The sequence below is a fragment of the Caulobacter sp. B11 genome, assembly GCF_002737765.1.
Lineage (GTDB): Bacteria > Pseudomonadota > Alphaproteobacteria > Caulobacterales > Caulobacteraceae > Caulobacter.
In genome coordinates, this window is record NZ_PEGG01000004.1 from 1 (window position 1) to 16,687 (window position 16,687).

A 16,687-nucleotide genomic window follows, 5' to 3' on the forward strand; every position below is an offset into this window, starting at 1 on the left:
GAGCCGGGACTTGCTGAGCAAGCTGTGCGGGCCGGGGTTGCGGCCTATATCGTCGACGGCCTGGCGCCGGCGCGAGTTCGGCCTATCCTCGATGTGGCCATGAGCCGCTTCGCCCTAACCCAGCAACTGCGCGGCGACCTGGCTAAGGCCAAGGCCGATCTGGAGTCCCGCAAGGTGGTCGATCGCGCCAAGGGGCTGCTGATGAAAGAACGGGGCCTCGATGAGGACGGAGCCTATCGGCTGCTGCGCAAGCTGGCCATGGATCGCGGCAAGCCCATCGGTGCCATTGCCGCCGATCTCTTGGCCTTTGCGGGGATACTGAAGGGAGATGCCTCTTGAGCGGATTGGCGGATCTGCGCCTGGGTTTCATCCCGCTGACCGATTGCGCGCCGCTAATCGTCGCCAAGGCGCTGGGCTTCTTCGCGGAAGAGGGGTTGGATGTCGACCTCAGCCGTGAGGTTTCCTGGGCGACCATTCGCGACAAGGTGACCGTGGGGGCGCTGGATGGAGCGCACATGCTGGCCCCGATGGCCCTGGCCTCAACCATGGGCGCAGGCGGCTTAGGCGATGCGGTCCCGATTATCGCTCCCCTGGCCATGAACCTGAATGGCAGCGCCATCACCGTGTCGGCCAGCCTGGCCGCCATGCTCCGTGACGTCGATCCGCAAGGCATGTCTCAGCACCCGATCACAGCGCGGCCGCTGGCGCGGCTGGTTGAGCGGCGCAAGACGAGGGGCGAGCCGCTTCTGACCTTCGCTGTGGTCTTCACCTATTCTATGCACGCCTATGAACTGCGCTATTGGATGGCGGAGGCGGGGATCGATCCGGATCACGACATCCGCCTGGTCGTGACGCCGCCGCCTCGTATGGTCGAGCAACTTCGCCTCGGCGGCATCGACGGATTCTGCGTTGGCGCGCCGTGGAACGCGGTCGCGGTACAGGAGGGGCTCGGTGAGGTTCTGATCAAGGCGTCGGAGTTTTGGCCCGGATCGCCTGACAAGGTGTTCGGGGTCAAGGCGCTGTGGGCCGAGACCTATCCGGACGAGCTGCGGGCGGCCCTGAGGGCTATGATCCGGGCCTCGGCCTGGGCTGACGACCCGGCCAACCGAGAAAGCCTGGTGGCGTTACTGTCGCGGCCCGAACACATCGGCGCGCCGGCCGAGGCCATTGACTGGGCTCTTCGGGACGAGATTGTGTTCCATGACGGAGCAGCGGGGCTACCGCGCCGCGAGCATGCGCTTTGGTTCCTGTCGCAGATGGTCCGGTGGGGCCAGGTCGAGGCTGAACATGACCTGGGCTCAGCTGCGAACCAGGTCTATCGCCCGGACCTCTTTCGGGCTGCGGCGACGTCGCTGGGACCGACCATTGCGCCGGAGATGGCTTTCGCGGATGCAGCAAAAGGGCCAGCCATGACCCTTTTCGACGGGCTGGAATTCACGCCCGAAGCGGCTGCGCTCTATGCCGCTTGTTTCCCGATCACCCGCGTAAAAGCCATATAGGGTAGGGTATTGCCGCCGCTTTTGGGCGGTCAAACGCGAGAAAGACGAGCAAGGCGGTGCAGGAGAACGTCCGTCTGGCGGTCGCCGGCCAAAAATCGGCGGCCGAGCGCAGGGACTGGACGCTGCATAATCTGGAGCTGGTAGAGATGACCCAGGCCCGTGACAAGATGATGACCAACGGCCCCCGCGCGACGATCGGCGGCGTCTTGCCGGTGGGCCTGGATCGGCCGCGCGACCGGCTCGCGGCGGCGCAGAACATGTCCTACGTCCAAGCCCGCGCCGCGGTGATCGGATTCCTGTACGCCCGCCGCGCCGCCTGACTGCTTAGCAAACCGGCGCCGCCGGCGCCTGTTTGTGCAGCGATTGTGCGGCGCCGCATAAGGCGTCGCCGCGCTGGTAAAGGCGGGTGACTCCCCGGCGGGGGTGGTCGCCAATGGATTTAGGCCTTCGGACAACGACGTTCGTGGCTGCCAGAGAAGACCGCTCGGATGCGGTCACCCAACGGGCGCAGGCGCCCCTCTCGCAGACCGCACACGAAGGCATATCCATGAATCTCCGCGAGTTCGCCAAGGTTGGACATCCTCCGACCCTGTTCGCCGCCTTCCTCTATTTCGACCTTAGCTTCATGGTCTGGGTGATCCTGGGCCCGCTGGGCGTGGCGATCGCCAAGGACTTCAATCTCGACCCCGCCCAGAAGGGCCTGATGGTCGCGGTGCCGGTCCTGGCCGGGGCGCTGCTGCGCCTGGTCAATGGGGTGCTGGTCGACCGCATCGGTCCCAAGAAGACGGGGATGATCGGCCAGTTGATCGTGTTGACCGGCCTGGTCCTGGCCTGGCTGGTCGGTGTTCACAGCTATCACCAGGTGCTGGCCCTGGGCCTGATCCTGGGCGTCGCCGGCTCGTCCTTCGCGGTCGCCCTGCCTCTGGCCTCGCGCTGGTATCCCCAGGAACATCAGGGTCTGGCCCTGGGCATCGCCGGGGCCGGCAATTCCGGCACCGCCCTGGCGGCGCTGTTCGCGCCGCTGCTGGCCAAGACCTATGGCTGGCAGAATGTCATTGGCCTGGCGGCCATCCCGCTGGCGGTGGCCTTCGTCATCTACATGCTGATGGCCAAGGACGCGCCCGAGCAGCCGGCGCCCAAGAAGCTGACCGAGTATCTGGACGTCCTCAAGGTCCCGGACGCCTGGTGGCTGATGCTGCTCTACGCCGTGACCTTCGGCGGCTTTGTCGGCCTGGCCTCGTCTCTGACCATGTATTTCAACTCCGAATATGGCCTGGACCCGGTCATCGCCGGCTTCTTCACCGCCGCTTGCGTGTTCGCCGGATCCTTCATTCGCCCGGTTGGCGGGGCCCTGGCCGACCGTCACGGCGGCGTGCGCACCCTGACCGTGGTCTATGCCCTGGCCGCGATCGGCCTGACGGTCGCCAGCTTCCAGCTGCCCTCGGCCTGGCTGGCCCTGGCGGTGTTGATGTTCTCGATGCTGGCCCTGGGCGCCGGCAATGGCGCGGTGTTCCAGCTGGCCCCGCAGCGTTTCCGCAAGGAGATCGGCGTCATGACCGGCCTGATCGGCATGACCGGCGGGATCGGCGGCTTCTACCTGGCCTCGACCCTGGGCATGGCCAAGAAGGCGACCGGTTCCTATCAGCTGGGCTTCCTGGGCTTCGCCGCCCTGGCGCTGTTCGCCCTCTTCGCCCTGCACGGACTGAAGACCCGCTGGCGGGCGATCTGGCCGACCCTGCACGCCGACGCCGTCCCGGTTCGCGTCTGATCCCGACCTCTTGAAGGTGAGCAAAGCCATGAGCAACGCCCAAGACCCAGAAAGACTGGCCCGGGAACAACTGCCCCGGGAAAAGCTGCCCCGGGAAAAACTGATCGTCATCGGCAACGGCATGGCCGGCTGCCGGGCGGTCGAGGAGATCCTCAAGCGCGATCCTGACCGCTACGAGATCGCGATCTTCGGCGCCGAGCCCCGCGTCAACTACAACCGCATCATGCTCTCGCCGGTGCTGGCCGGCGAGAAGACCTTCGCCGAAATCGTCATCAATGACGAGGCCTGGTACCGCGACAACGGCGTCACCCTCCACGCCGGTCGGACGGTCATCGGCGTCGATCTTGAGGCCAAGACCGTAGTGGCCGAGGGCGGCTTTTCCCTGGCCTATGACAAGCTGATCCTGGCCACGGGCTCGGACCCCTTCCGCCTGCCCTTGCCGGGGTCGGACCTTGCCGGCGTGGTCACCTTCCGCGACCTGGACGATGTCGAGGCCATGGTCGCGGCCTCGGCCCGGCCCGGCGCGCGCGCCGTGGTCATTGGCGGCGGCCTGCTGGGGCTGGAGGCCGCCTATGGCCTGGCCCGCCGGGGCATGGGGGCCACGGTCGTGCACCTGATGGACGTGCTGATGGAGCGCCAGCTGGACGAGAGCGCCGGCTTCCTGCTGCGCGAGGCCCTGCTGGAGCGCGGCGTCGGCACGGTGCTGGGCGCGCATTCCGAGGAGATCGTCGGCGAGGACGGCAGGGTCGCCGGCCTGAAGCTGAAGGACGGCCGCGTCCTTCCCTGCGACCTGTTGGTCATGGCCGTCGGCATCCGGCCCAACGCCACCCTGGCCCGGCAGGCGGGTCTGGCAGTCAATCGCGGCGTGGTCGTCGATGACGCCATGGCCACATCCGATCCGTCCGTGTTCGCGGTCGGCGAGTGCGTCGAGCATCGCGGCCAGTGCTACGGCCTGGTCGCGCCGATCTGGGAGATGTGCCGGGCGTTAGCCGAACGCCTGACGGAGGGCGAGGGCGCCTATGAGGGCTCGGTGCTTTCGACCCGCCTGAAGGTCTCGGGCGTCGACGTGTTCTCGGCCGGCAAGTTCTCCGGCGGCGAGGGCTGCGAGGATATCGTGTTCCGCGACGCCGGGCGCGGGATCTATAAGCGGGTGGTCATCGAGGACGGCAAGGTCGCCGGGGCGGTGCTGTTTGGCGACGCCGCCGACGGCGGCTGGTATTTCGACCTGATGCGGGGCGGCACGGACGTGGCCGGAATTCGCGATACCCTCATATTCGGCCAGGCGATCACCGAAGGGCTGGCCGGCCTGGACCCTAATGCGGCCGTTGCGGCCATGCCCGATACGCAGGAAATCTGCGGCTGCAACGGTGTCTGCAAGGGGGCGATCGTCTCGGCCATCACCAGCCAGGGCTTGACGACCCTGGACGACGTCAAGGCGGTGACCAAGGCCTCGGCCTCCTGTGGCTCTTGCACCCCGTTGGTCGAGCAGGTGCTGAAACTGACCCTGGGCGACGAATTCAAGGCCCAGGTCGGACCCAAGTCGATGTGCAAGTGCACGCATCATCCGCACTCGGACGTGCGCAAGGCGATCATCGAGCTAGATCTGAAGTCGATGCCGGCGGTGATGCAGGCGATGGAATGGACAACGCCCGACGGCTGCGCCTCGTGCCGTCCGGCCCTGAACTATTACCTGCTGTGCGCCTGGCCGGCCGAATATCGCGACGACAAGCAGTCGCGCTACATCAATGAGCGGGTCCACGCCAACATCCAGAAAGACGGGACCTATAGCGTGGTGCCGCGCATGTGGGGCGGCATGACCACGCCCGATGAACTGCGGGCCATCGCTGATGTCGCCGACAAGTTCGCCATTCCCGCCGTCAAGGTCACCGGCGGTCAGCGCATCGACCTGCTCGGCGTCAAGAAGGACGACCTGCCAGCCGTCTGGGCCGATTTGAACGCGGCGGGCATGGTCAGCGGCCACGCCTACGCCAAGGGTCTGCGCACGGTGAAGACCTGCGTGGGCAGCGACTGGTGCCGGTTTGGCACGCAAGACTCCACTGGCCTGGGCATCCGCCTGGAGAAGTTCCTCTGGGGCTCGTGGGCGCCGGCCAAGGTCAAGCTGGCGGTGTCGGGCTGCCCGCGAAACTGCGCCGAAGCCACCTGCAAGGACTTCGGCGTGATCTGCGTCGACAGCGGCTACGAGATCCACATCGGCGGCGCGGCCGGCCTGCACATCCAGGGCACCAAGGTGCTGACCCATGTCGCCTCCGAGGACGAGGTCGTGTGGGTCATCGCCGCGGCCATGCAGCTCTATCGCGAAGAGGGCTGGTACCTGGAGCGGGTCTACAAGTGGATGGCGCGCGTGGGCTTGGAGACCATCCAGGCCCAGGTCACTGATCCGGATCAGCGCAAGGCGCTCTATGACCGCTTCGTGTTCTCGCAGCGCTTCGCCCGCATCGACCCCTGGGCCGAGCGCGTGGCCGGTCGCCACAACGAGGAGTTCACCCCCATGAGCCGCCGGATGGAGTTCGCGCCCGCATGAACGCGCCTGTCACACCGCCTGTCTGGATCGATGTCGGGGCGGTCACCGACGTGCCCCGTCGCGGGGCCCGCCGGGTGACCAGTCCGCGCGGCGACATCGCCATCTTCCGCACCGGCGACGGCGAGGTCTTCGCCCTGATGGACGCCTGTCCGCACAAGGGCGGGCCGCTCAGCCAGGGCATCGTCCACGGCCGGGCGGTGGCCTGCCCGCTGCACAACTGGTCGATCGACCTGGCGACCGGCGAGCCGATGGGCGCCGACAAGGGCAAGGGCTGCACGCCGGTCGTGCCGCTGGAGGTTCGCGATGGCCGCCTGCTGCTGAGCCTGTCGCTGGTCGCGGCCGATGGCTGACGGCGCCGCCGCCCTTTCGGTCAAGACAGCTTGCCCCTATTGCGGCGTCGGCTGCGGCGTCGCGGCGGTCTTCAGCCACGACGGGGCGCAGGGCCGGGCCGTGGCGGTGGCGGGCGATCAGGCCCATCCGGCCAATCTGGGTCGGCTGTGCTCCAAGGGCGCGGCCCTGGGGGCGACGGTCGGCCTGGAAGGCCGGCTTCTGGAGCCGACCATCGGTGGGCGCGCCGCCAGCTGGACCGAGGCCACCGCCCTGGTCGCCAGGCGCTTTGGCGAGACCATCGCCAAACACGGCCCCGACAGTGTCGCCTTCTATGTCTCCGGCCAGTTGCTGACCGAGGACCGAGGACTATTATGTCGCCAACAAGCTGATGAAGGGCTTCATCGGCTCGGGCAATATCGACACCAATAGCCGGCTCTGCATGGCCTCGGCGGTCGCGGCCCACAAGCAGGCCTTCGGCGCCGATCTGGTGCCGGGTTGCTATGAGGATCTGGATCTGGCCGATCTGGTGGTGTTTAGCGGTCACAACGCCGCCTGGACCCATCCGGTGCTCTTTCGCCGGATGGAAGACGCCAAGGCGCGCGGCCAAAAGCATGTGGTCATCGATCCACGCCGCACCGACACAGCGCAGGGCGCCGACCTGCACCTGGCCATTGCTCCGCAGTCGGACGTTCGGTTGTGGAACGGCCTGCTGGCTGACTTGATCGGGCGTGGCGCCATTGATCGCGACTACATCGCCGCGCACGTGAATGGCTTTGACGCTGTCGAGGCGGCCCTGGCCGAGAGTGACCAGTCGCCCGCCGCCGTGGCCGCCGACTGCGGCGTGCCGCTGGCCGACCTGCTGACCTTCTTCGACCTGTTCGCCGGCAACCCCAAGACGGTCAGCCTGTTTTCGATGGGCGCCAACCAGTCGGCCCAGGGCGTGGCCAAGGGGCTGTCGATCCTCAACGCCCATCTGGCGACGGGCCGCATCGGCAAGCCGGGGGCCTGTCCGTTCTCGATCACCGGCCAGCCCAACGCCATGGGCGGCCGCGAGACCGGCGGCATGGCCAATACCCTGGCCGGGCATATGGATTTCGACCCGGCCGAGCGTGACCGCGTCGCCCGCTTCTGGGGCGCGCCCGACACCGCCCGCAAGCCGGGTCTGAAGGCTGTCGACATGTTCGAGGCCGTCCATGACGGACGCATTAAAGCGATCTGGGTAATGGCCACCAACCCCGCCGTCTCGATGCCCGACGCGGGCCGGGTGCGCGAGGCCCTGGCCAAATGTCCGTTCGTGGTGGTCTCCGACTGCATCGCGGACACCGACACCACCAGCTTTGCCCATGTGAAGCTGCCCGCCCTGGCCTGGGGCGAGAAGGATGGCACGGTGACCAATTCCGAGCGCCGCATCTCGCGCCAGCGGGCGCTGTTTGCTGCGCCGGGGCAGGCCAGGGCCGACTGGCGGATCATCGCCGATGTCGCCAGGGCCATGGGTTTCGACGGTTTCGGCTGGGCAAGCCAGGCCAGCGTGTTTCGAGAATGGGCCCGCCTGACGGCCTATGAGAACGATGAGCGGCTGCTGAATCTCGCGGGCCTGACGGGCCTGGGTTCAGACGGCTATGCCGAGCTTAGGCCCGTGCAGTGGCCGGTCGGGCCCGACGGCCAGGGCACGCCGCGGCTGTTTGTCGACGGCCGCTTCCAGACCCCCGACGGCCGCGCCCGCATGGTCCCCGCCCGGCCGAAGGGACCGGCCGATGCGGTCAGCGACGCCTATCCGCTGTCGCTGAACACCGGCCGCCTCCGTGACCAGTGGCACACCATGACCCGTACGGGTCTGGCCGCCGACCTCTGTCGTCACGCGCCAGAGCCCTTTGTCGAGATGCACCCCGCCGACGCGCAGGCGGCCGGGATCAACGACGGCGCCCTGACGCGGGTGTTGACCGTGCGCGGCGAGGCTGTCGTTCTGGCCAGGCTCACAGACCGCCAGCGTCCCGGCGGTCTGTTCATGCCCATGCACTGGACCGACGCCTTCGCGCCGTCCGGCCGCTCCAACGCCCTGATCGCGCCCAATATCGACCCGACCTCGGGCCAGCCGGAGTTCAAACATACGCCAGCCCGGGTGCGTCCCTATCGCGAGACCTGGAAGGGCCTTTTCCTGTCGCGCGACAGCCATCGCGCGCCCGCCGGCCAGGACCTGATCTGGCGGCGCATCCCGCAGGACGCCTGCCAGCAGCATGAGTTCGCCGGTCGCGGCGACGCGGCCCAGCGCGATGCGGTTCGCAAGGTCTTGTCCAAGGGGCTGATCGGCGACCTGGTGGCCTATGAGGACGCCGGCTCGGGCGCGCGGCGTGAGGCCTGGGTGCGCGACGGAAAGCTGGCGGCCGTGCTGTTCATGACCACCAGCGGCCAGCTGCCTGCGCGCGACTGGTTGGCGCAACTGTTCGCCGCGCCGATGCTGGACGTCCAGGCCCGCGCGGCCCTGTTGTTTGCGCGCCCGCCTGGCGCGCCGGTCGACAAGGGGCCAACCGTCTGCGCCTGCCTGAAGGTCGGCGCCAAGGCCATAGCCGTCGCCATCAGCGCCGGGGCCGTCGATGCCGACGCCGTGGGCGCGGCCACCGGGCGGGGACCAATTGCGGGTCCTGCCGCCCGGAGATCGTCCGGATGATCACCGCTTCCGCACCGCGCGCCAAGGAGACCGTCGATGTCGCATGATCCAGAGGCCGGCCCGGTCTTGCTGGTCGGCGCGGGCCCGGGACCCGTCGACCTGATGACCCTGCGCGCGGTCCGCGCCGTCGAGGGCGCCCAGGCCCTGCTCTATGACGCCCTGATCTCCCAGGAGGCCATCGCCCTGGCGCCGCCCGGCTGCATCCGCATCGAGACCGGCAAGCGCTCGGCCGGCCCAGCATGAGCCAGGACGCCATCAACCGCCTGACCCTGCGCCTGGCGAGAAGAGGCCTTCGGTCGTGCGTCTAAAGGGTGGAGACCCTTCGATCTTCGGCCGGGTGGGCGAGGAGGCCGACTTTCTTCGACGCTTCGGGATCGCCGTCGAGATCGTGCCCGGCGTCACCGCCGCCTGCGCCGCGGCGGCGGCAGTTTGGTTTCCCCCTGACCCACCGCGGCCAGGCGCGCAAGGTGGTCTTCGCCACCGCGCGGGTCGAGGGCGCCGGGACGGTCGGCGACTGGCGGCTTGGCGCCGATCCTGAAGCCACCTTGGCCATCTATATGGGCGGCGAAGCGGCCTCATCGCTGGCGACGGCGCTTCTTCTGCAAGGGAGGGCCCAGGCGACGCCGGTCGCGATCATCGAGAGCGTCGGCGGGCCGAATGCGAAGCTGACGGCCGTGACGCTTGCGGAACTTGCACAAGTCGGAGCCTCGACGTCTGGGGGGGCCCTTCTCATCGTCATTGGCGATGTCGTCTCCTCTGCCCTAGGGGCTTCGGTCTATGAGACGCCGCGGAGGGCTACTGCTTGAGGGCCGGCCCATCTCAATGTGGTCGGTGAACCGAACGTCGTGTTCTTGACGCCGATTGAGAGTCCGCTCCTGATGCTGTGAACGACTCTCCACCCCACCGGCAGCATCGGCTTCCGGTTTGAGCTGGAGGAACGGCCATGGGTCAGATTGTCACGATCGGTTTGGACTTAGCCAAGTCGGTGCTCCAGGTACTCGGCGTCGATGCGGAGGGTGCCGTAGTCATTCGGCAGAAGCTCCCGTGTGCGCGTCTGCTGTCGTTCTGCGCCAAGTTGGAGCCCTGTCTCGACGGCGTCGAGGCGTGCGGCGCATCCCACCACTGGGCGCATTAGGCTCGGCTGATGCCGCCCAGCTACGTGAAGCCCTATCTGAAGCGCCACAAGAACGACATGGCCGACGCCGAGGCCATCTGCGAGACGGTGACCCGCCCAACTGTGCGGTTCGTGCCGGTGAAGTCGCCCGAGCAGCAAGGCTTGATGGTGCTGCATCGGACACGGTTAGTCATGACGCGTCAGCGCACCCAGCCTCTCCAACGCGATCCGGGTCACATGGCTGAGTTCGGCCTGACCGCCGCGATCGGTCGAGAAGGGCTCGGGAAGCTGATCTCAGTGATCCTCGATTGCGCGGACGAGCGGGTGACGCGAGAAGCGCGCGTTTGCCTCACCATGCTGGTGGATCAGCTTCGGTTGGTGAACGTGTAAATCCTCGATAACGGTCTGCTGATCCGGACCAACGCCCGCGCCACCGAGGCCGGCCGCCGGTTGATGGAAATCCCAGGCGCCGGGCCGCTCCTGGCCAGTGCTATGGTCGTCGCCGTGGCCGATCCGGCGACCTTCAAGACCGGCCGCAATCTGACGGCTTGGATCGCCTGGTCCCTCGACAGAACTCCAGCGGCGGCAAGGAGCGGCTCGGCGGCATTACCAAGCAGGGCGATCGATACCTGGGACAGCTGCTGGTGGTCGGCGCACTGGCCGTCGTTCGCTACGCGCAACGCAACGGCACGCGTCGGCCGTGGCTGGTACAACTGCTGGCGCGCCGAACGCCGAAGGTCGCGGCGGTCGCGCTCGCCAACAAGAACGCCCGGATGATCTGGGCGATCATGACCCGCGGCGAGCGCTACAGGGAGTCGCTGCCGGCTTAGGAGATAGGTCCGCCGCCACGCTGCGGCCGACGAATTTGGGAAGGGCGGACGAGATGTAAATGCAACAGCCGGTCGAAACCGGAAGAAGGGAAAGCCCATTTGCGCCATCGCGCCTTGAGCGCGTGCTCTTGGTCGGGGCCCATCTTCGCGGACGGCATTATGGCCAGCGGTCATGCGCACCGCACCAACAGGTCGAACACATGGCCGCACCGACCAAGCCTAGCAAAACATCAGATCGCACGTTGCCAACGGGGAGCCGTCCACACATGGCGCGCAGCCGCCGGTGGTGCGGCCGGGGCGACGATCAGCGGAGGTATGAGCCTAGTGTTCGTGGCCTATCCATCCCGCCATGGCGCTGCTCGGTGGGGAAGTCGCCGTACGACAGCCCTAAAGAGAGGAGCGCGGCGCGCCGCGCTCCAGGATCCGAGGACGATGACGAGTGAGAGAGCGGTTCGGCGGCCATCACGCCGAAACGAGGCTTGGATCGTGGGGCGTCAGAACTTCAAGCTCAGCGCCGCTCCATAGGTTCGGGGCGTCCGGGGAAGCGAACCACACGTTGGCGTTGCTGCTGACGGCGGTCCAATAATATTCGTCCGTCAGGTTGCGGCCCAGAGCGAGACCTCCCAGCGCTGGTCCTGGGCCGACAGGCCGACGCTGGTGTTCAGCAGGCCGTAGTCGTTGATCACGAACAGCGGATTGCCCTCCAGATCGGCGTGCGACTTGGCCTGGTAGCGGCCGTTCAGCGCCGCCTGGACCTTCAGGCCGTTGCCCAGATCGTGGCTGTACATGGCCGTCAACCCGCCCTGGAACTTGGGGCTGTACAGGAAGGGCTTGCCGTCGAAGCTGGCGGCCTGGCCGGCGGCGTTGATGCCATTATAGCCCTTCACCTCCGTATGCAGCCAGGTGGCCGAGGCGATCAAGGTCAGGTCCCGGGAAGCGCGCCAGGTGATGTCGCCGTCGACGCCATAGGCCTCGCTGTCGGGCACGTTGGCCAGGCGGGAGAGGGCCGTATAGATCGGATCGGCGAAATAGACGCTGAGCTGCTTGTCCTCGTAGTCGTAGAAGAAGGCCCCGAGATTGGCCTGGACGCGGCGGCCAAACAGTCCCGCCTTCATGCCAACCTCGTAGGCGGTCAGCATTTCCTGCCGCGCCGGGGCGTTCTGGGTCGAGATATTGGCCGCGTTGATCGGCGTGGCGCCGGCCTTGGCGCCGCGCGAGACCGAGCCAAACAGCAGCACGTCCTCCGAAGCCTTCCAGTCCAGAGCCACGCGCCAGGCGACATTGTCCTCGTCCAGCTTCGACGAGACGAAGCCGAAGCTCTTCTTGACCGGATCGAAGGTGTTGCAACCGCCTTGGACGATCGGCGCGGTCATGCCATAGGCGGCGAAGAACAGCGCCCGGTTGACGACATTGACGTTGGGCAGCATGTCGCCGTTGAAGTCACGCGAGCAGCCGACATAGTCCTGCTTGTCCTGGCTGTAGCGGATGCCCAGGGTCAGCTTCAGGGCGTCGGACAGCTGGTGGTCGACATTGCCGAAGACGCTCCAGGTGTCGGTCTCGATATTGCCGACGTCCTCATAGGTGCGAAACGCTTGGCTCATCTGCAGGGGCGTGTAGCCGCCGCTGTTGAACGGCGAGGCCAGCAGGGTCGAGCCGTAATATCGGATGAGCCCGACATTGGCGTTCTGGCCCAGCAGGGTCCGGTTCATGTCGAGGATCTCGTCGTGCGCCGCATAGGCGCCGACCAGCCATGAGCCCTTGTCGGTCGAGCCCTCGAAATGCAGTTCCTCGGCGGTCGACTCGATGTGGCCCTTGGCCTTCTGGACCAGGATCTCGAAGGGCGCGCCGCTCCAGTCGAACACGGCCTTGCGGTCCAGCTCATTGTAGCTGGTCAGCGAGACCAGACGGACCTTGTCGTTCAAGTCCCAGGCGATGCGCAGCTTGCCGGCGTGGAAGGTGTCGTCCTCGGCCGGAGCGTCGGCGATACCCAGGCCCGCGCCGATGTCGGTTCCGCGCGCCGAACGCGGCGCCCAGTCGGCCTGGCTGGCCTTGGTCGGCTTATTGGCGGCGATGTAGCTGACCAAACCCGGCGCGTTGAACGGGCTGGCCGCCGTGGCCGGCGTGAAGCCGATGCCCTGAGCCGCTACGGTGTCAGAGGTGTTAACCCAGCCCGAATAGGAGACATCGATGGCCACCGTGTCGGACGGCTGGACGGCCAGGGAGGCGCGCCAGCCGGCCCGGTGCAACTCGCCCTGGCGTTCGCCGCGGGCGTTGCTGACCTGCCAGCCCTTGTCGCTGTCCTCGGCGCGGAAGGCCAGGCGGCCCTGAATCCGCTCGCCTAGCGGACCGCTGACGAAGCCTTCGAAATTGTGGGTTTTGTAGTCGCCGACCTCGGCGGTCAGCGAGCCTTCCTTGATCTCGCTGGGCTTGCTGGTGACGAAGTCGATCAGACCGGCGGTGGTATTGCGGCCGTAGAGCGTGCCTTGCGGTCCCTTCAGCACCTCGACCCGTTCCAGGTCGAACATCGGGCCGGTGTTCATGAAGGGATAGGCGTAGGCGACCTCGTCGACATAGGTGCCGACCGTCGAGGTGGCCGACAGGTTGATCGTGTTGAAGCCGATGCCGCGCAGCGTATAGGTCGGCACGCCCTGATAGCTCTGGCTGACCGTGAAGCTGGGCGCGATGGTGGTCAGATCGCGGGGGTCGGTGATCCGCAGTTGCTGCAGTGTCTCGCCGCTGAACGCCTGGATCGGCATGCCGACACTGTTGGAGGCTTCCTCCCGCCGCTGGGCGGTGACGACCAGGGTCTCGATGGTCAGGCTGTCCTTGCCCGTATTGTCCTGCGCCCACGCCATTGGCGGCAGAGCGGCGAGCAGGGCCAGCGCTGACGCGCCAAATGTCAGCCCAAGACGCGATGATCCTTGCATCCGGTATCCTCCCTCTGGCCGCGCCTGCATCGGACGTGGCTCTGACAGGAGCGTGCGGGCGTCGCCGGGACCGAACAAGCTATCGGAAATGATAGGGCGGCGGGGTCAAAGGCCCAGCACCAGCTTGGCGATGATGTCGCGCTGGATCTCGTTGGAACCGCCATAGATCGAGGCGGCGCGGTTGTTCAGATAGCGGGCCATGGTCGTCAGGCCGTGCTCGGGCCCGACATAGGGCTGGTTCGAGCCGGCCTCGCGCGCCTGGGGCTGGTGGATGGCGGCATAGGCGCCCAGGCCGTCGATGGCCAGCTCGTCGAGGCGCTGTAGGGCCTCGGAGCCTTGGGTCTTCAGGATCGACGAGGTCGGGCCTGGATTAGCCCCGCTGGCCAGCACGCCGAGCGCTCGACGCTCGGTGATGTCGATGGCCAGGGCGGCGATCTCGGCCTCCGCGAGGCGTCGGCGATGGTGCGGGTCGTCCAGCAGGCAAGCGTCGTCGTCGCCGGTTGTTTGGGCCGCGTTGGTCCGCAGCCGCTCAAGCCCGGCGTCGAGGCCGGCCGCGTAGCCGCCGCCGCGCTCGAATTCCAGGAGGCGCTTGGCGACGGTCCAGCCCTGGTTCTCCTCGCCCAGCCGGTCGGCCTGCGGTGTGCGGACCTCGTCGAAGAACACCTGGTTGACCTCATGTTCGCCGGCCAAGGTCACGATCGGCTCGACCCGGATCCCGGGCCGGTCCATCTCGATCAGCAGGAAGGTGATCCCCGCCTGGGGTTTGCCCTCCGAAGAGGTGCGGACCAGACAGAACATGTGGGTCGCCAGATGGGCGTGGGTGGTCCAGATCTTCGAGCCGTTCAAGATGTAGTCGTCGCCGTCGGCTTCCGCCCGCATCCGCAGCGAGGCCAGGTCCGAGCCCGCCCCGGGCTCCGAATAGCCCTGGCACCAGTAGTCTTCGCCCGACAGGATGCGCGGCAGGTAGCGGGCCTTCTGCTCGGGGGAGCCGAACATCATGATGGCCGGGGCCACCATGCGCAGGCCCATCGGCGCCAGGCCCGGCGCGCCGGTCCGGGCGCATTCGGCGAAGAAGACGTGCCGCTGGATCTCGCTCCAGCCGGGGCCGCCATACTCGACCGGCCAGGTGGGGGCGGCCCAACCCTTGGCATGCAGGATCTGCTGCCAGGCCAGGCTGTGGGTCTTGTCGCAGAACACGCTTGTCATGCGTTGTCCGGCCGCGCGCAGCTCCGGCGTCAGCTCGGCGGCGAGAAAGGCCCGCACCGTGTCGCGAAAGGCCAGGTCCTTGGCCGACAGTTCAAGCTTCACCCACATCACCTCGCGGCGGGCGCACCACTGCAACCCGCCGCGAAGCTCGCCAAGGCGGCCCCCGCGCGCAAGCTATCGGAACTGATAGGGGGTTTCCGTTAGGGATCGTTGCGCCGCACGGCTGGCCGGGTCATCGTCAGGGCTGCGGTGAACGAGGGTGGGACGATGAGCGCTGAGCGCGCGCCGGCGGCCGCGGATCTGGAGCTGGTCGAGCGGCTGGCGCGTGAAGTCGATGCGCTGGGCCGCGAGGTCGGCCTGCCGTTCATAGCCGTCAGCGCCGACATCTCCAGCCCCAAGCCGATCGTCGGCATGGATGGCCAGCCGCTTGCCGAGAGCCTGTTCCGCTGGATCGACCCGGCGCTGGAATACTGGCGCGACCGGGCCTTCGCCCTACGCGCGCCGTTCGTCTTCGCCACTCGCCTGACGTCCGAGCCGTTCTACTTCTCGGATGGCCGCCTGCGGACCTGGCGACCGACCGGCTGGACCGAGGCCATGGGCGCGATCGACCCTGGCGACATGTTTGGCGTGGGCGCCGCGATCATCGCTCCTGCCTATCTGCCGCGCGGTGTGATCGGGGCGGTCGTCTGGGCTTCGCCTGACGCGCGGGTCGACGTGGCCGAGATCTTCGCGACGCGTGCCGGTGAGTTCCATCTGCTGGCGCTGCGCCTCACCGGCGCCTATCAGGAGGCGGCGCTGGGCGCGCGCAAGGACATGGCGCGGCTGACCCGGCGCGAGATCCAATGCTTGAAATGGGCCGCCGCGGGCAAGACCGATGGCGAAATCGCCACCATCGTCCAAATCGCCACGCCGACCGTCCGCTTCCACATGATCAACGCGGCCGACAAGCTGGGCGTGGCCGGCCGCTCCCAGACCGTCCACCGGGCGGCGACGCTCGGCTATATCGGCGCGGCGGAGCGTTCGTAGGTGCGCTTAGCGCGTGAGCGGCTGTTGAGCGGTCGGAAGAATGTCCGGCTCTCTGAAGAGCCTCAAAGATTCGCTTTTGGCGCGCTACCGTCGCCGATCTGGCCGTAGCGAAGGTCAGGAACTGGTGGTTTGCGGACTGTTCGACGTCAATCACGACCAAAGCCAGACGCGCCCCGAAAGCCCTCTCTCTATGAGAGAGGGCGTCTTGGCTCGTAATGGGTCGGACATCGCCACTTGCCGCACCGGCTGAAGGTCCGGAAGCCGGAGCGACACCAGAGTCGGCATATGGCGGGAGACTGACGGACATGAGCGGAGCCTTAACCGTCGGCGTGAGAGCTTCCCGAAGTGTCGGTTAGACGCGAAAAGTTCGAGTCCTGACTTTACAAGGCGCCGGCGTCGTCAAAGGGCTCCAGCAGCGTCAGGCTCAGGCTTCCAGAAGCGACTGGATCTAGGGCTTGAGCCTGCTCAAGCGCCCAGGCCTTCCAGGCGGCGAACTGCGGCCGCGCCGCCAAGGGCGCCTGTTCGGCTGCGGCGATGAGCCGACGTAACTGGGCCGCCTGCTCGAAGTGCTGGGCCTGTCGCAGTAATCGTTCGTGCTGCTGGGCTTGGGCCTGGCCATAGGCCTCCAGCCGCCGGCGCTGCGCCTGCTGCGCCTCCCAATCGGCCTGTCGTTGCAGTCGCCATTGCCGTTGCTCGCCCAGTTCGACAATTCCGGCCTCCAGGCTGGCGATCACCAGGTTAAGCTGATCCTCGAGCGGCTGCTTAACCTCGCGAAACTCG

At 67.3% G+C, this 16,687-nt stretch carries 13 protein-coding genes and 2 pseudogenes; 12 read left to right on the plus strand and 3 right to left on the minus strand.

All coding sequences use genetic code 11. The annotated features are described in order from the left end of the window. The 11 genes and pseudogenes from CSW58_RS00360 to CSW58_RS00400 all read left to right on the plus strand — a co-directional run. The coding region (locus CSW58_RS00360) for an ANTAR domain-containing response regulator (protein ID WP_143755028.1) at positions 1-339 on the plus strand (339 nt) is incomplete at its 5' end. Then, complete coding sequence (locus CSW58_RS00365) at positions 336-1,499, plus strand: CmpA/NrtA family ABC transporter substrate-binding protein (protein ID WP_099445866.1); 1,164 nt, start codon at positions 336-338, stop codon at positions 1,497-1,499. The genes CSW58_RS00360 and CSW58_RS00365, both read left to right, overlap by 4 nt. A 56-nt stretch (positions 1,500-1,555) precedes the next feature. Next, positions 1,556-1,819: a hypothetical protein gene (locus CSW58_RS00370; RefSeq protein ID WP_236627553.1), complete on the plus strand. Its 264-nt coding sequence runs from the start codon at positions 1,556-1,558 to the stop codon at positions 1,817-1,819. 227 nt (positions 1,820-2,046) lie between these two features. Beyond that, the gene (locus tag CSW58_RS00375) at positions 2,047-3,267 is read left to right on the plus strand and encodes a NarK/NasA family nitrate transporter (RefSeq protein WP_099445867.1); all 1,221 of its coding nucleotides are present in this window, start codon (positions 2,047-2,049) and stop codon (positions 3,265-3,267) included. A 28-nt stretch (positions 3,268-3,295) separates the two neighbouring features. Continuing rightward, positions 3,296-5,809, plus strand: coding sequence for a nitrite reductase large subunit NirB (nirB, locus tag CSW58_RS00380; protein WP_099445870.1), 2,514 nt, complete (start codon positions 3,296-3,298; stop codon positions 5,807-5,809). Continuing rightward, positions 5,806-6,159: a nitrite reductase small subunit NirD gene (gene nirD / locus CSW58_RS00385; RefSeq protein ID WP_099445868.1), complete on the plus strand. Its 354-nt coding sequence runs from the start codon at positions 5,806-5,808 to the stop codon at positions 6,157-6,159. The genes nirB and nirD overlap by 4 nt, the downstream gene beginning before the upstream one ends. Next, positions 6,152-8,851: pseudogene (locus CSW58_RS00390) on the plus strand (molybdopterin-dependent oxidoreductase). Before nirD ends, CSW58_RS00390 begins: the two are co-directional and overlap by 8 nt. Next, on the plus strand, positions 8,841-9,047 hold the full coding sequence (locus tag CSW58_RS15545; RefSeq protein ID WP_255406502.1) for an SAM-dependent methyltransferase: 207 nt from the start codon (positions 8,841-8,843) through the stop codon (positions 9,045-9,047). The pseudogene CSW58_RS00390 and the gene CSW58_RS15545 overlap by 11 nt, the downstream one beginning before the upstream one ends. A 94-nt stretch (positions 9,048-9,141) precedes the next feature. Next, complete coding sequence (locus tag CSW58_RS15550; RefSeq protein ID WP_255406503.1) at positions 9,142-9,342, plus strand: SAM-dependent methyltransferase; 201 nt, start codon at positions 9,142-9,144, stop codon at positions 9,340-9,342. After that, the gene (locus CSW58_RS14525; RefSeq protein WP_236627555.1) at positions 9,272-9,610 is read left to right on the plus strand and encodes a hypothetical protein; all 339 of its coding nucleotides are present in this window, start codon (positions 9,272-9,274) and stop codon (positions 9,608-9,610) included. Before CSW58_RS15550 ends, CSW58_RS14525 begins: the two co-directional genes overlap by 71 nt. A gap of 137 nt (positions 9,611-9,747) precedes the next feature. Next, positions 9,748-10,748, plus strand: a pseudogene (locus CSW58_RS00400) (IS110 family transposase). Positions 10,749-11,344: 596 nt separating this feature from the next. Here the strand turns inward: CSW58_RS00400 and CSW58_RS00405 are convergent. Together CSW58_RS00405 and CSW58_RS00410 are read right to left on the minus strand one after the other, a co-directional pair. After that, positions 11,345-13,603 carry a TonB-dependent receptor gene (locus CSW58_RS00405; RefSeq protein ID WP_236627554.1) on the minus strand — a complete coding sequence of 753 codons (2,259 nt, stop codon included), beginning with the start codon at positions 13,601-13,603 and terminating at the stop codon, positions 11,345-11,347. Between the two features lie 177 nt (positions 13,604-13,780). After that, a complete protein-coding gene (locus tag CSW58_RS00410; protein ID WP_099445871.1) occupies positions 13,781-14,983 on the minus strand; it encodes an acyl-CoA dehydrogenase family protein in 1,203 nt (400 codons plus the stop codon). Between the two features lie 165 nt (positions 14,984-15,148). Between CSW58_RS00410 and CSW58_RS00415 the strand changes: the two genes are divergently transcribed. Next, positions 15,149-15,907, plus strand: coding sequence for a helix-turn-helix transcriptional regulator (locus tag CSW58_RS00415; RefSeq protein ID WP_099445869.1), 759 nt, complete (start codon positions 15,149-15,151; stop codon positions 15,905-15,907). A gap of 380 nt (positions 15,908-16,287) precedes the next feature. On the opposite strand, the gene CSW58_RS13900 is transcribed toward CSW58_RS00415, so the two are convergent. Next, the coding region (locus CSW58_RS13900) for a hypothetical protein (protein WP_201721540.1) at positions 16,288-16,687 on the minus strand (400 nt) is incomplete at its 5' end.

Coding starts and splice junctions, on each gene's coding strand:
- CSW58_RS00375 (WP_099445867.1), top strand. CDS start 2,047: ATGAATCTCCGCGAGTTCGCCAAGGTTGGACATCCTCCGACCCTGTTC.
- nirB (WP_099445870.1), top strand. CDS start 3,296: ATGAGCAACGCCCAAGACCCAGAAAGACTGGCCCGGGAACAACTGCCC.
- nirD (WP_099445868.1), top strand. CDS start 5,806: ATGAACGCGCCTGTCACACCGCCTGTCTGGATCGATGTCGGGGCGGTC.
- CSW58_RS15545 (WP_255406502.1), top strand. CDS start 8,841: ATGTCGCATGATCCAGAGGCCGGCCCGGTCTTGCTGGTCGGCGCGGGC.
- CSW58_RS00405 (WP_236627554.1), bottom strand. CDS start 13,603: ATGGCGTGGGCGCAGGACAATACGGGCAAGGACAGCCTGACCATCGAG.
- CSW58_RS00415 (WP_099445869.1), top strand. CDS start 15,149: ATGAGCGCTGAGCGCGCGCCGGCGGCCGCGGATCTGGAGCTGGTCGAG.